The sequence below is a fragment of the Rhizobium sophorae genome, assembly GCF_013087515.1.
Classification (GTDB): domain Bacteria; phylum Pseudomonadota; class Alphaproteobacteria; order Rhizobiales; family Rhizobiaceae; genus Rhizobium; species Rhizobium sophorae.
Map to the genome: position 1 here is coordinate 19342 of NZ_JABFCN010000059.1, position 12707 is coordinate 32048.

Sequence of the window (12707 nt, forward strand, 5' to 3'; positions counted from 1 at the left end):
GATGGGATTGCCGCTTCTGAGCTTCATAATTTTCACGCCCGTCGCCGGGGCAGCGGTTCTGATGTTTCTCCGCGGCGACGATGCGGTGCGCTGGACAGCGCTGGGTGTCACAATCCTCGACCTCGCCCTCTGCATCGCCATGCTGGCCGGATTCGACACCACGACCCACGAGATGCAGTTCACAGAGAAGCGCCCTTGGGTGCCCGCGCTCGGGATCACTTATGCGCTTGGTATCGACGGGATAAGCGCGCTCTTCGTGTTCCTGACCGCGTTGCTGGGTTCGATCTGTGTGCTCGCCTCGTGGGTTGCGATCGACCGCAAGGTGAAGGCGTTCATGGTCAGTCTGCTCTCCATGCAGGCGCTAATGCTGGGGGTGTTCTGCGCGCTCGACCTGTTCTTGTTCTACGTTTTCTGGGAAGCGATGCTGATCCCGATGTACCTGATCATCGGCGTCTGGGGCGGCGACGGCCGGATCTATGCGGCGTTCAAGTTCTTCCTCTACACTCTGGCGGGCAGTGTCCTGTTCCTGGTCGGTGTCATCGTGCTCTATTTCAACGGCGGCGAGACCTTCGACATCCTCGCCCTCACTGCACAGGATTTGCCATTCCGGGTCCAATCCTGGCTGTTCTTCGCCTTCCTGATCGCCTTCGCGGTCAAGGTGCCGATGGTCCCGGTCCATACCTGGCTGCCGGACGCCCATGTACAAGCGCCGACCGCGGGCAGCATCATCCTCGCGGGCGTACTCTTGAAGATGGGCGCCTATGGGTTCCTGCGGTTCTCGCTGCCGATGCTGCCAGAGGCGTCGGTATATTATTCGACACTGATGCTTTCGCTTTCAGCGCTTGCGATCGTCTATGGCGGGTTGCTCGCGCTGGCACAGGACGATCTGAAGAAACTTGTGGCCTATTCCAGCATCAGCCACATGGGCTTCGTGACCATGGGGATTTTTGCGCTGAACCTCCGCGGACTCCAAGGAGGTATCCTGCAAATGTTCAATCATGGCGTGACGACGGGCGCCCTGTTCCTGTTCGTCGGCTTGATTTACGAGCGGACCCATACCCGCAGCATCGCTGATTATGGCGGGCTGATGAAGGCAGCACCCGTCTATACCGCGTTTCTGGCGCTGTTCACTCTGTCGTCAATGGCGCTGCCGGGGACGAATTCGTTCGTGGGCGAGCTGCTGGTGCTGTCGGGCGGGTTTGCGGCCAACCTGGCCATCGGCGCGGCCGCCGTTTTGGGCGCGTTGCTTGGCGCGGCCTATCTGCTTGGCATGTATAGGAAAGTCGCGCTTGGTCCGGCCAGCGTCGGCCTCCGGTTCAAGATACGCGACGTGAACGCCCGCGAGCTGGCAGCGACCCTGCCGCTGGCCGTCTTCGTGCTGTGGGTCGGGCTCTATCCGAAGCCCTTTCTCAATATCATGGACGCTTCGGTGGAACATCTGCTGGTGCAGGTGCATGCCAAGGGGAGCGGTCAATGATCGTCGCCGCACTTTTCCAGTCGGCTCTCGCAAGCCTGCCCGAGATCGTGGTGATTACTGGAGCCTGCATCCTGCTGATCCTGGGACAGTTTTTGCGCAAGGGGCAGAAGTATTTCCTTGTCTGGGCTTCCGTCGCGGTCGTGCTGGTTGCCGCCTTAGCGACACTGATGCTGGCGGCAGAAGTGCGGCCGGCCTATACGGGCATGTTCATCGCCGACCGCTTCGCGGTCTTCTTCAAGTTCGTGTTCTACATAGCCACCATTCTGACATTCCTGCTTTCGCGGAAATATGCCGAAATCGAAGGGATCGGGAGCAGCGAATACTATGTCCTGCTGCTTTTCGCCCTTTCGGGAATGATGATCATGGCCTCGGCGACCGATCTCCTGTCGATCTACGTGGGCCTCGAGCTGATGGTGCTTTGCACCTACGTGCTGACCGGATTTCTGCGGCGTGAGCGGCGATCGAACGAAGCGGCGCTGAAATACGTAATCCTTGGTGCGGTCTCGACCGGAATTTTCCTCTACGGCGTTTCGCTGGTCTACGGGCTCACCGGCACGACGCAATTGGACGGTATGGCTGCGGCCGTGACCGGCGCTCCGCGCGACCCCGGCTTGCTGCTGGCGTTGGTCTTCATCGTCGCGGGGCTGGTCTTCAAGGTCGGTGCGGTGCCGTTCCACATGTGGGTGCCGGACGTCTATGAAGGCGCGCCGACGACGATTACCGCCTTCATGTCCGTGGGGCCCAAGGCGGCGGGGTTCGCGGTGATCCTGCGGGTGTTCCTCAACCCTCTGGTCGCAACCTCCAACGTTTGGATCATCGTCGCGGTCATTGCTGTGGTGACGATGGCGCTAGGGAGTTTCGTTGCACTGGTGCAGGATAATTTCAAGCGCCTGCTGGCCTATTCCAGCATCGCCCATGCCGGGTTCGCTCTTTTCGGCGTGGTAGCCGGCGGGGCGGACGGGATCGCCAGCGTGATGATCTATCTGCTGATCTACTCGCTCATGAATCTCGGCATTTTCGGCATCGTCATCCTGATGCGGAACGGCGATTTTTCCGGCGAGGTTATCGAAGACTATGCGGGTCTCGCCAAGTCGCATCCGGGGCTGGCACTTCTGATGCTGCTCTATCTGTTCTCGCTGGCCGGCATTCCGCCAACGGCCGGGTTCTTCGCCAAGTTCTACGTGCTGGTCGCGCTCGTCGAGCGAGGGTTCGTCATGCTGGCGGTGATCGCAGTGCTGCTGAGTGCTGTTGCCGCCTACTTTTATATCCGCATCGTCATGGTGATCTACATGCGCGAGCCGGAAAGGACGTTCGACCCGGCGCTGACGCCCTTGGTGCGCGCGACGCTCGCCTTCACTGCTGCCGGCACCATCGGCATCGGCCTGTTTCCCGCATGGTTTTTAAGACTTGCCCAGCATTCCGTGTTGGCGGCTGACCGATTGAATTTGCAATGATCTGTCCGACGGAATAAACTCAAAGCTCAAGAAAGGATTGCCCAAGTTGCTTCCCGGGGCGACCGCATTAGGGTCCTGAACAGGACGGTCGCGGCCTGAGGAAAGCTCTCAGTGGGCAACCGGTGCAGTGCGATATGGCTGCGATGGAATTCTTGCCGGTTCTTTTTATGATCGTCGGAGTCGTTCTGGTGACGGGGGCGACGCTTTTTGTCTCCTCGCTGCTGCGTCCGTCCAATCCCTATCCCGAAAAGAACATGCCCTATGAGTGCGGCATGGACGCCGCGGGTGAGGCCGCCGCGGGGCGCTTCAGAGTGCCGTTTTTTATCCTTGCGATCCTGCTGGTCGTCTTCGATGTCGAGACGATGTTCCTCTTTCCCTGGGCCGTCGTCCTGAAAGACATCGGGCTGGTCGGCTTTGTCGAGATGTTCGTCTTCATATTGCTGCTTCTTGTGGGCTTCGCCTACGCCTGGCTGAAGGGAGCACTCGAATGGGAGGCGTAAACAACGCGATCCGCGACAGCGTGATGTTCACCACGGCCGAGAGCGTTATCAACTGGAGCCGAAGCTCGGCGCTGTGGCCCGAAACTTTCGGAATTGCCTGCTGCGCCATCGAGATGATCTCGGCGGGGTGCGCCCGCTATGATCTCGACCGGTTCGGCGTGGTGTTCCGGCCATCGCCCCGCCAGTCCGATGTGATGATCATCGCCGGCACAGTAACGCGGAAGTTCGCGCCCGTGGTGCGCCGCCTCTATGACCAGATGCCGGAGCCCCGCTGGGTCATCGCCATGGGCACCTGCGCTATCTCGGGCGGGGTCTACAACACCTACGCGGTCGTGCAGGGAGCGGAGACCTTCGTGCCGGTGGACGTGCATGTGCCCGGCTGCCCGCCGCGGCCCGAGGCGCTGATGCATGGATTCTTGCTACTTCAGGAGAAGATCAAAAAATCCCGAGCACTGACCAGGACTCCTCTGGATCGGGTTGCAGAGTCATGAGTGTGGAGACGCCCCTCATCCGCACTACGATCACGGAGCGTTTCGGCGAGGCAATCGACGATCTTGGCTTCGCACATAGTGTACATGCCTTCGCCGCTCCGCCTGACATGATCGTCGAGCTTTGCCGGTTTCTGAAGGAACACCCGGCGTTGCGGTTCAACTTCCTGTCGGACATCTGCGGGGTCGATCATTATCCTGAGATGCCACGCTACGAGACGGTGTACCACCTCTATTCGCTACCGAACAAATGGCGCGTTCGCGTCAAATGCCGCCTCGCCGATCCGCCGCGGGTCCCGTCGGTGACGGGGGTCTGGCGAACCGCCAATTGGCATGAGCGCGAAGCCTGGGACATGTACGGGATCAGGTTCGAGGGCCACCCCGATTTGCGCCGGATCTACATGTGGGAAGGGTTCGAGGGCTTCCCGCAGCGCAAGGATTTTCCGCTCCGTGGCTACAAGGACAAGCTGAACCCGTTTGGCGCCGAAGGCACGCCGCCGACGCAGCCCGACCTCGCCACCAAGAACATTCCATAAGGGAGGCCGCTCCACGCCGGAAACTTAAAATGACCGAAGTCACCGAACTGATCAGCCCGCAAGGCGAAACGTTCGACACCAAGGAGGTGCTTCTCAATCTCGGCCCCCAGCACCCCAGCACGCACGGGGTTCTTCGGCTCGTCCTGGAATTGGACGGCGAGTACGTCAAGCGCGTGGACCCACACATCGGCTACCTCCATCGCGGCACCGAAAAACTGGCGGAGAGCTTCACCTACACCCAGATTTTTCCGCTCACCGACCGGCTCGACTACCTCTGTCCACCGTCGAACAACCTCGCCTTCGCGCTGGCGGTGGAGAAACTCCTCGGCATAGAAGCACCGATTCGCGCACAATATATCCGCGTGATGATGGCCGAGCTGGCGCGGATCTCCGGCCATGTCTTGATCACCGGCGCGCTGCCGATGGACCTCGGCGCCATGACCGCCTTGCTTTACGCCATGCGGGAGCGTGAAATGATCATGGACCTCCTGGAAATGATCAGCGGTGCGCGCATGCACACGTCCTTCTGCAGGGTCGGCGGAGTGCGCGAGGACCTGCCTGACGGTTTCCTTCCCAAGATCAGGGAGTTCTGCGACATCTTCCCGAACCGGATCCGCGACTATGAGCGGTTGCTCGAAAACAACCGGGTATTCCTGAAGCGCACGCAGGGGATCGGCGTGATCTCCGCCGAGGACGCCATCGATCTTGGCCTGAGCGGTCCGAACTTGCGCGCTTCGGGCGTCGACTGGGACATCCGTCGCGACGAGCCCTATGAGATCTATGACCGGCTCGACTTCAAGGTCATCACGCGCGACGAGGGCGACTGCTATGCGCGCTGGAAATGTCGGGTCGAGGAAATGCGCGAGAGCGTCCGGATCATCGAGCAATGCCTCGACCAGATGCCCGAGGGGCCGTTCCAGATCGACATGCCTACAATCGCCTTCCCGGTGGACAAGGACAAGGTGCATTGCTCGATGGAAGCACTGATCCAGCATTTCGACCTGTCAGCCTATGGCTTCAAGGTGCAGAAGGGTGAGGTCTATTCGGCGATCGAGGCGCCAAAGGGCGAGCTTGGCTTCTACATCATCAGCGACGGGTCGCCAAAACCGTTCCGCATGAAGGTGCGGGCACCCTCGTTCGTCAACCTTCAGGGGCTGTTCGGGGTCACCAATGCCCGCTATCTGGCGGACATGATCGCCGTGCTCGGCAGCCTCGACCCCGTGATGGCCGAGGTGGACAAATAGCAGGAGATTTGGACGCGATGACGATGCGCGAAAAGATCGAAGAGGCAGCAGCGCGGTATCCCGACCAGCGCTCGGCGATCATGCCAGCACTTCGGATCGCGCAGAGGGAGCATGGGCATCTGCCTGGTCAGGTGCTGGAAGAGGTCGCCGACATTCTCCGAGTCGAACGGATCTGGGTTTACGAGCTGGCGACCTTCTACACACTCTTCCATACCGAGCCGGTCGGCACGTTCCACCTGCAGCTCTGTGACAATGTTTCCTGCATGCTGTGCGGAGCCGAGAATCTGCTGAAGCATCTGGAAACGGCGCTCGGGATCAGCAAGGGCGAGACCACGCCGGACAGGCTGTTCACGCTTTCGACCGTGGAGTGCCTCGGTGCCTGCGAGATGGCTCCGGTGATGCAGGTCGGCGACGATTACCACGGCGCCCTTGATGTCGCGAGTATCGACGCGCTTCTTGACAGGTTGCGGACTGAGGCGGGGCAAGCGACAGGTGTCGATCTCGCCGCCACACCGCCCGGAGAGTAGCGCCATGTTCGAGCCGGTTCTTCTCAAGAATATCGACGTGCCGGACGGTCATTTGCTGTCAACCTACGAAGCCGGCGGAGGCTACCAGGCGCTGGCCAAGGTGCTGCGCGAATACACGCCTGACGAGGTCGTCGAGCTTGTCAAACGGTCCAATCTGCGCGGTCGAGGCGGCGCCGGATTCCTGACGGGCATGAAATGGAGTTTCGTGCCGAAGCAGTCGGGCAAGCCGAAATATCTCTGCTGCAACGCCGATGAGGGCGAGCCGGGCACCTTCAAGGACCGGATCCTCATGGAGCGCGATCCGCACCAGCTCATCGAGGGACTGGCGGTAAGCGCTTACGCGATCGGGGCCGAAATCGCCTATGTTTACATCCGCGGAGAATATGTGACGGCGATCCGTCACCTTGAGGAGGCGATCGCCGAGGCTCACGCGAAGGGTTATCTAGGATCGCGCATTCTAGGCTCGGATTTCAATTTCACCGTCCACATCCACTGCGGCGCCGGCGCCTATATCTGTGGCGAGGAGACCGCGATGCTCGAGTCCCTCGAGGGCAAGCGGGCGCAGCCGCGATTGAAGCCGCCCTTTCCGGCCGTGGCCGGGCTCTACGCCAGCCCCACAGTCATCAACAATGTCGAGACGCTCGCTTGCGTGCCGCATATCGTTGTGCGGGGGCCGGACTGGTTTCGGGACATCGGCCCGGATAAGAGCCCCGGCCCGAAGCTCTACTGCGTCAGCGGGCAGGTGCGCAAACCCGGCCTCTACGAGTTGCCGATGGGCATACCGCTGCGCGAACTGGTCGATCACGCCGGCGGCCCTCCACCGGGGCGCAAGATCAAAGCGGTGATCCCCGGCGGTGTATCGGCACCGGTCATCCCGGAGCATGGGCTGGACGTGGGTATGGATTTCGACTCGCTGGCTGCCGCCGGCTCGATGCTCGGTTCAGCTGGCGTTATCGTGATCGACAACTCCACCTGCATGGTCAAGGTCGCTACGCGGATCATCGAGTTCTTCCACCATGAGTCCTGCGGCAAGTGCACGCCCTGCCGGGAAGGATTGAACTGGGTCGTGAAGGTCTTGCGCCGGATCGAGGCCGGGGATGGCGCACCCGGCGATCTGGAGCAGTTGGACATGCTCTGCAAAGGCATTTTCGGCAATACGTTTTGTGCTTTGGGTGATGGCGCCGCGATGGGATTGCGGGCAGCCCTTAAGCATTTCCGCGAAGAGTTCGTCGCCCATGTCGAGGAACGAAGGTGCCCGTTTCACTGAAGGATTGCGTGGCACAGATTGCGAGGAAGTATGGTTAGCGTTACGATCGATGGGCAAATACTGGAAGTCGAGCCCGGTTCGACGGTGCTGCAGGCTGCCCAGCATTTGAGTATCGATATCCCGACCTTCTGCTATATGAAGCGCCTGCCGGCGCTGGCCTCCTGCCGCATGTGTCTGGTCGAGATCGAGGGGCTTCGGCGGTTGCAGCCGTCCTGCGCCACGACGGTCACCGACGGCATGGTGGTGCGGACGAACACGCCTCAGATCGAGGAAACGCGCTCTTCCATGCTCGACATGCTGCTCGCCAACCACCCCCTCGACTGCCCGATCTGCGACAAGGGCGGCGAATGCGAGCTTCAGGACATGGTGATGGCCTACGGGCCCCGCAAAAGCGAGTTCCACGACCCCAAGCGTGTGTTCCACTCGCAGGACATCCGTCTCAGCCCCGTCATCATCATGAACGTCAACCGCTGCATCCAATGCCAGCGCTGTGTGCGGATGTGCGAGGAGGTCGTCGGCGCAGTGGCGCTGGGCACCGTCGAAAAAGGCATGGATACCGCCGTCACCGGCTTCGAGGGCAGTCTCGCAAGTTGCGACCAGTGCGGCAACTGCGTCGAGGTCTGCCCGGTCGGCGCGCTGATGAGCTTCCCCTATCGCTACAAGGCCCGCCCCTGGGATCTGGTCGAGACCGACACGGTCTGCCCGCATTGTGGCACCGGTTGCCAGCTGACGGTGGGCACGCGCAAGGGTGAGTTGATGCGGGTGCGCTCGAAGTGGGACGAGGGTGTGAACCGCGAAACGCTCTGCGTCCGGGGACGCTTCGGTCTCGATTTCGTCACCAGCCAGGACCGAATCAAGCGGCCGATGATCCGTCGTGACGGCACCCTGGTGCCGGTTTCCTGGGACGAAGCGGGCGACTATCTGCGCCGGCGGCTGTCGGCCGTCGAGGGCAAGGCAGCCGGCGGGCTGGCCTCACCGCGACTGCCCAACGAGGTGCTCTATCAGTTCCAGAAGCTGTTGCGGACGGTGTTCCGGACCAACAACATTGACTGCTCTTCTCGCTGGTCCGCGCCCTTCGATACGCTCGGCCCGCTGGTGGGAGGGTTCTACAGCCGCGCACCGCTGGGCGACGTGATCGGCAACGTCTGTATCCTCATCGTCGGCGGAAATGTGACCGAGGAGAATCCGGTCACCGAATACCTATTGCGGGATGCCGCGCGGCGGCGGCAGGCTGGATTGCTTATGCTCTCCGCGCGGCCATCCCGTCTGGACGCCGATGCCAGGGAGGTGGTTCGCGTACTGCCGGGGGGAGAGGCGGCGAGTATTGCGGCGGTCGTAGCCGGACTCGTGACAGCGGCTGGTCAGGCCTTGCCTGCCAGCGCTCTTGCGACCATTGAAGCAACAATCGAGAGGTCAGCGGCGGATGCCCCCAGTGATGGGCCGGGTCGTCTGGCGACCGCGCTCAAGGAAGCCGGGAGCGTCACCGTGCTTGTCAGCGTCGATCTCCTGAGATCACCGGACGCGCCCGTGACGCTGCAGCAGATCAACAACCTGCTGCAGCTTCTCCGCCGGCTCGGCAAAGGCCCGGCGATGCAATTCCTCTTCGACCGTGCCAACCAGATGGGCGCCTGGGACATGGGGGGTCTGCCAGCGGCTCTGCCGGGGCTGCGGCCGGTCGCCGATGATGCGGCGCGCGCAACTCTTGCACGGAACTGGGGCGCCGAATTCCCGTCTGAGCCGGGCGCGGGTCTCGACGCCATGCTGGAACTCTGCGTCGGCGGGCGGATGGGTGCGCTCTACATTGCCGGAACCGACCCCCTGATCAGCTATCCCGACCGGGCGCTCGTACAGCGGGCGCTTGGCGCCGCCGATCTCCTGATCGTGCAGGACGCGTTCCTCACGGATACGGCGGGCATGGCCGAGGTCGTCTTGCCCGCGGCGGGCTACGGCGAGGAATCCGGAACGTTCACCAACAACGAGGGTCGGATCCAGAATGTTCGCAAATTCCGTGAGCCGGTTTTCGAGGCGCGAGGCAATCTGGCGATCTTCGACTTCATCGCAGCGCTCCGCAACCAGGTGCTGCAGCCTTCGACGCAAGGCGAAATTTTCGATGAGATTGCCCGGCTGGTTCCGGCCTATCAAGGATTGACGCGGGACGGGCTTGGCGCCGACGGCGCATTCACCAAGGCGGTGCCAACACCACCGACTGGCGTGTTCCTTGCGCCGCCGCCCGTCCCGATAGCCGCCGACCGGCTCATGCTGATCACCGGCGACTGCCTGTTCCACAACGGATATCTTTCCGAACGGTCGGACATCCTGAACACGGTCGCCAACGATCCCTATGTCGCGATGAGCGCGCAGGATACCGCGGAGCTTGGCCTTTCGAATGGCGATCAGGTAATCGTGCGTTCAGCCCAAGGCGAACTGACGGCACAGCTCAAGGTCGACAGGCAGTTTCCCAAGGGCCTCGTCTTCGTTCCGGAAAACTATAGAGCCTTGCGTCTCAACAGCCTGCTGCGGCGGGGCGAATATCCATGCGCGGTGGAAGTTCAGAAGGCGCATACCACTCTTGAGGTCGACCGCCCAGGCCGGATCTGGCGTGGGGTCTGAAGATTTGGGGTCGGGGCACCGCAAGGCTCCGCGACAAGCTGCGCGCCCCGGCGTCTTCACATCGAGTTGGCGACGTCAGTGATACCTGGTCCCGCATATGTAATCCTGCAGATCCTGCTCTGTACGCTGCGCTTCGTCGAGCCTGTGTTTAACCACGTCGCCGATGCTGACCACGCCGACAACGTCGCCTCCATCCGTGACCAGCACATGGCGTGTACGCCGCTGGGTCATGATCCCCATCGCGACGGGCAGCAAATCCTGTGTCGAACACGTCGCCACATTGCGGTTCATGATGTCCGCGACCCGCTTTGCCGCCGCCTCGGCCCCGTATTCCGCCACCGCATTGCAGCAGTCCCGCTCCGACAGCGTACCGAGGTATTTGCCGTTCGATCGCCTGACGACGACGAAGCCGATATTGTTGTCTCGAAACAGCCGCAGTACCTCCACCATCGTCTGATCGGGTGCAACTGCGATGACACCGACACCCTTGTTTTTCATGATTTCACCGACAAACATCTGAGCCTCCTTTCCGAGCGCTTCGGTTTGACAGCTGGCGCGCGTTCATGTTCGCCGGATATTCCGCCACCAGTTGTAGCCCTGCGTCTCCTTCGTCTCGACAAGTACGTCCTTCTTCGTATTCAGGCGCGCGGCAACCACGCCGCCGCCGGTTGCCGCCTTACCCGGCTTGGCGAGCAGATCATCGCGCCCGATCACAAGGTCAGCTGAGGAAAAACTCGAGAATTCGTATTGTTGGCCAAGCGCGATCGCGTCCGCCGGGCAGGCGTCCTCGCACAGCCCGCAGAACAGGCAACGGGCCGTGTCGATCTCGAATTTGGCCGGGTGCCGCTTGCCCTTCTCGTCCTCGTAGGGGACGACTTCGATACAGTCGCAGGGACAGATCCGCGCGCAGAGTTCGCAGGCCACGCACTTGATCTCGCCCTCTTCATCACGCGTCAGGAAGTGATGCCCGCGATAGCGGGAGTAGGGCAGCCACTTTTCCTTGTCCGGATACTGCATGGTCACGGATCTGGAGAACATGTAGCCGAAGGTCAGAGCCAAGGCGCTCGCCAGATCGGCAAAGAACGCCCAACCAATCCATGTTCCAACTCTGTCCTGCGCGCGCGACATCGCCGCCTCGCTACGGAGCCGCTACGACCCCTAAAAGTACACCGGTTATAATTATGTTCGCCATTGAAAGAGGAAGCAAGACTTTCCATCCGATCGCCATCAGTTGGTCGTAGCGGTAGCGGGGGAAAGTGAAGCGGAACCAGATAAACACATAGACGAAGAACGCGATCTTGAGCACAAACCACAGGAGCGGTGGCAAGGGAATCAGAACTCCGTTCCAACCGCCGAAGAACAGGATCACCACCAGGACCGACACAAGCAATACGATGGCATATTCGCTGACCATGAAGAAGGCAAAGCGGATACCGCTGTATTCGGTATGGAACCCGGCCCCCAGATCACCCTCCGCCTCCGCCAGGTCGAAGGGAATGCGCTGCGCTTCGGCGAGCCCGGCGACGAAGAACACGAAGAATCCGACCGGTTGGTAGACGATGTTCCAGACATCGGCCTGCGCCCGCACGATCTCGACCAGGCTCATGGATTGCGCCAGCATGACCACGCCGATGACCGCGAACCCCATCGGGATCTCGTAGCTGATCATCTGCGCGCAGGTCCTGAGGCTGCCCAGAACAGCGTATTTGCTGTTGGAGGCCCAGCCGCCGAAGATGACGCCATAAACCTCGATCCCGATCACCGAGAAAACAAAAAGGAGCGCCACATTCATGTTGGAGACGTAGAGCGTGATCTCGTGGCCGAGGACCGAGACAGTGTCGCCGAAGGGGATCGCGGCGAACACCACAAAGGGCGGGGCGAGCGCCAGGATTGGCGCCAGTTTGAACAGGAACCGGTCGGCCTCGGCCGGGATGTGATCCTCTTTGGTCAGGAGCTTGATTCCGTCCGCCACCGGCTGCAACAGTCCGTGCCATCCCACGCGCATCGGCCCCATCCGCTGCTGCATGTGCCCGGCGATCTTGCGTTCCAGCCAGGTTAGCGGCAAGGGTAGCAACAGCAGGATCGCAATCAGCAACGCGACCTTCAAGACGATCAGGCCAAGGGCGACGATAAGTTCCATGATCCCGGCTACTTATTCATCGGGTTGAAGCGCACGACCAGACTTTGGCTCCGGCTATACAATGAGCACTGCGCGCACTTGTCAGACTACATGGTACAACGGCGACGCACCTCATACAATGCCGTCGCAGTTATGTCGTCGCTGGCTATGATGTGTCCGGGCTCAGGACGTTTTGAGACGAGTGGTTTCGCTGTGCAAGATGAAAGCTTCGCGTTTCCGCCGGTTGCATCGCGCCATCTTGCGTATCAAAACCGCCGCGGCTCTCATCGCCGCCTGATGAAAGTCCGTGGCAGGTCAGTTGGTGTCCGGGGAGCTGGACACCCAGCAGAAACGCAAAAAGCTCCTCAAGGGTTATGTCGAGAAGCTTTCTGTCAAGCGACTTGCATGGGCAAATTTGCAGGTATCGTTGGTTGCGGGGGCAGGATTTGAACCTGCGGCCTTCAGGTTATGAGCCTGACGAGCTA

General features: G+C 61.2%; 12 protein-coding genes. 9 read left to right on the plus strand and 3 right to left on the minus strand.

Annotated elements, in window-relative coordinates:
• Position 1 precedes the first annotated feature (1 nt).
• The 9 genes from G9X64_RS31325 to nuoG all read left to right on the plus strand — a co-directional run bounded on the left by G9X64_RS31325 (position 2) and on the right by nuoG (position 10103).
• Positions 2–1477: an NADH-quinone oxidoreductase subunit M gene (locus tag G9X64_RS31325; protein ID WP_168313493.1), complete on the plus strand. Its 1476-nt coding sequence runs from the start codon at positions 2–4 to the stop codon at positions 1475–1477.
• Entirely contained in the window at positions 1474–2931 is a 1458-nt protein-coding gene (locus tag G9X64_RS31330; RefSeq protein WP_171378108.1) for an NADH-quinone oxidoreductase subunit N, read from the plus strand. Before G9X64_RS31325 ends, G9X64_RS31330 begins: the two co-directional genes overlap by 4 nt.
• Positions 2932–3065: 134 nt before the next feature.
• The gene (locus tag G9X64_RS31335; RefSeq protein ID WP_017961916.1) at positions 3066–3431 is read left to right on the plus strand and encodes an NADH-quinone oxidoreductase subunit A; all 366 of its coding nucleotides are present in this window, start codon (positions 3066–3068) and stop codon (positions 3429–3431) included.
• Positions 3419–3922 (plus strand): NuoB/complex I 20 kDa subunit family protein, encoded by a 504-nt coding sequence (locus G9X64_RS31340; protein WP_171378109.1) that lies wholly within the window; start codon positions 3419–3421, stop codon positions 3920–3922. Before G9X64_RS31335 ends, G9X64_RS31340 begins: the two co-directional genes overlap by 13 nt.
• Positions 3919–4455 (plus strand): NADH-quinone oxidoreductase subunit C, encoded by a 537-nt coding sequence (locus tag G9X64_RS31345; RefSeq protein WP_171378110.1) that lies wholly within the window; start codon positions 3919–3921, stop codon positions 4453–4455. The genes G9X64_RS31340 and G9X64_RS31345 overlap by 4 nt, the downstream gene beginning before the upstream one ends.
• A 29-nt stretch (positions 4456–4484) precedes the next feature.
• On the plus strand, positions 4485–5699 hold the full coding sequence (gene nuoD / locus G9X64_RS31350) for an NADH dehydrogenase (quinone) subunit D (RefSeq protein ID WP_171378111.1): 1215 nt from the start codon (positions 4485–4487) through the stop codon (positions 5697–5699).
• A 17-nt stretch (positions 5700–5716) separates the two neighbouring features.
• Positions 5717–6226: an NADH-quinone oxidoreductase subunit NuoE gene (gene nuoE, locus G9X64_RS31355; protein WP_017961920.1), complete on the plus strand. Its 510-nt coding sequence runs from the start codon at positions 5717–5719 to the stop codon at positions 6224–6226.
• 4 nt (positions 6227–6230) lie between these two features.
• Complete coding sequence (nuoF, locus tag G9X64_RS31360; protein WP_171378112.1) at positions 6231–7493, plus strand: NADH-quinone oxidoreductase subunit NuoF; 1263 nt, start codon at positions 6231–6233, stop codon at positions 7491–7493.
• Between the two features lie 30 nt (positions 7494–7523).
• On the plus strand, positions 7524–10103 hold the full coding sequence (gene nuoG, locus G9X64_RS31365) for an NADH-quinone oxidoreductase subunit NuoG (protein ID WP_171378113.1): 2580 nt from the start codon (positions 7524–7526) through the stop codon (positions 10101–10103).
• A gap of 75 nt (positions 10104–10178) precedes the next feature.
• Here the strand turns inward: nuoG and G9X64_RS31370 are convergent, their stop codons facing one another.
• The 3 genes from G9X64_RS31370 to nuoH are packed head-to-tail and all read right to left on the minus strand — an operon-like array spanning position 10179 to position 12243.
• Entirely contained in the window at positions 10179–10619 is a 441-nt protein-coding gene (locus G9X64_RS31370; protein ID WP_018243737.1) for a CBS domain-containing protein, read from the minus strand.
• 45 nt (positions 10620–10664) lie between these two features.
• Positions 10665–11231: an NADH-quinone oxidoreductase subunit I gene (locus tag G9X64_RS31375; RefSeq protein ID WP_017961924.1), complete on the minus strand. Its 567-nt coding sequence runs from the start codon at positions 11229–11231 to the stop codon at positions 10665–10667.
• Between the two features lie 10 nt (positions 11232–11241).
• Entirely contained in the window at positions 11242–12243 is a 1002-nt protein-coding gene (nuoH, locus tag G9X64_RS31380) for an NADH-quinone oxidoreductase subunit NuoH (RefSeq protein ID WP_171378114.1), read from the minus strand.
• Positions 12244–12707 lie beyond the last annotated feature (464 nt).

Bases quoted from the DNA above. Each gene is read 5' to 3' on its own strand.
- G9X64_RS31325 (WP_168313493.1), top strand. From the start codon at position 2: ATGGGATTGCCGCTTCTGAGCTTCATAATTTTCACGCCCGTCGCCGGG.
- G9X64_RS31330 (WP_171378108.1), top strand. From the start codon at position 1,474: ATGATCGTCGCCGCACTTTTCCAGTCGGCTCTCGCAAGCCTGCCCGAG.
- G9X64_RS31335 (WP_017961916.1), top strand. From the start codon at position 3,066: ATGGCTGCGATGGAATTCTTGCCGGTTCTTTTTATGATCGTCGGAGTC.
- G9X64_RS31340 (WP_171378109.1), top strand. From the start codon at position 3,419: ATGGGAGGCGTAAACAACGCGATCCGCGACAGCGTGATGTTCACCACG.
- G9X64_RS31345 (WP_171378110.1), top strand. From the start codon at position 3,919: ATGAGTGTGGAGACGCCCCTCATCCGCACTACGATCACGGAGCGTTTC.
- nuoD (WP_171378111.1), top strand. From the start codon at position 4,485: ATGACCGAAGTCACCGAACTGATCAGCCCGCAAGGCGAAACGTTCGAC.
- nuoE (WP_017961920.1), top strand. From the start codon at position 5,717: ATGACGATGCGCGAAAAGATCGAAGAGGCAGCAGCGCGGTATCCCGAC.
- nuoF (WP_171378112.1), top strand. From the start codon at position 6,231: ATGTTCGAGCCGGTTCTTCTCAAGAATATCGACGTGCCGGACGGTCAT.
- nuoG (WP_171378113.1), top strand. From the start codon at position 7,524: ATGGTTAGCGTTACGATCGATGGGCAAATACTGGAAGTCGAGCCCGGT.
- G9X64_RS31370 (WP_018243737.1), bottom strand. From the start codon at position 10,619: ATGTTTGTCGGTGAAATCATGAAAAACAAGGGTGTCGGTGTCATCGCA.
- G9X64_RS31375 (WP_017961924.1), bottom strand. From the start codon at position 11,231: ATGTCGCGCGCGCAGGACAGAGTTGGAACATGGATTGGTTGGGCGTTC.
- nuoH (WP_171378114.1), bottom strand. From the start codon at position 12,243: ATGGAACTTATCGTCGCCCTTGGCCTGATCGTCTTGAAGGTCGCGTTG.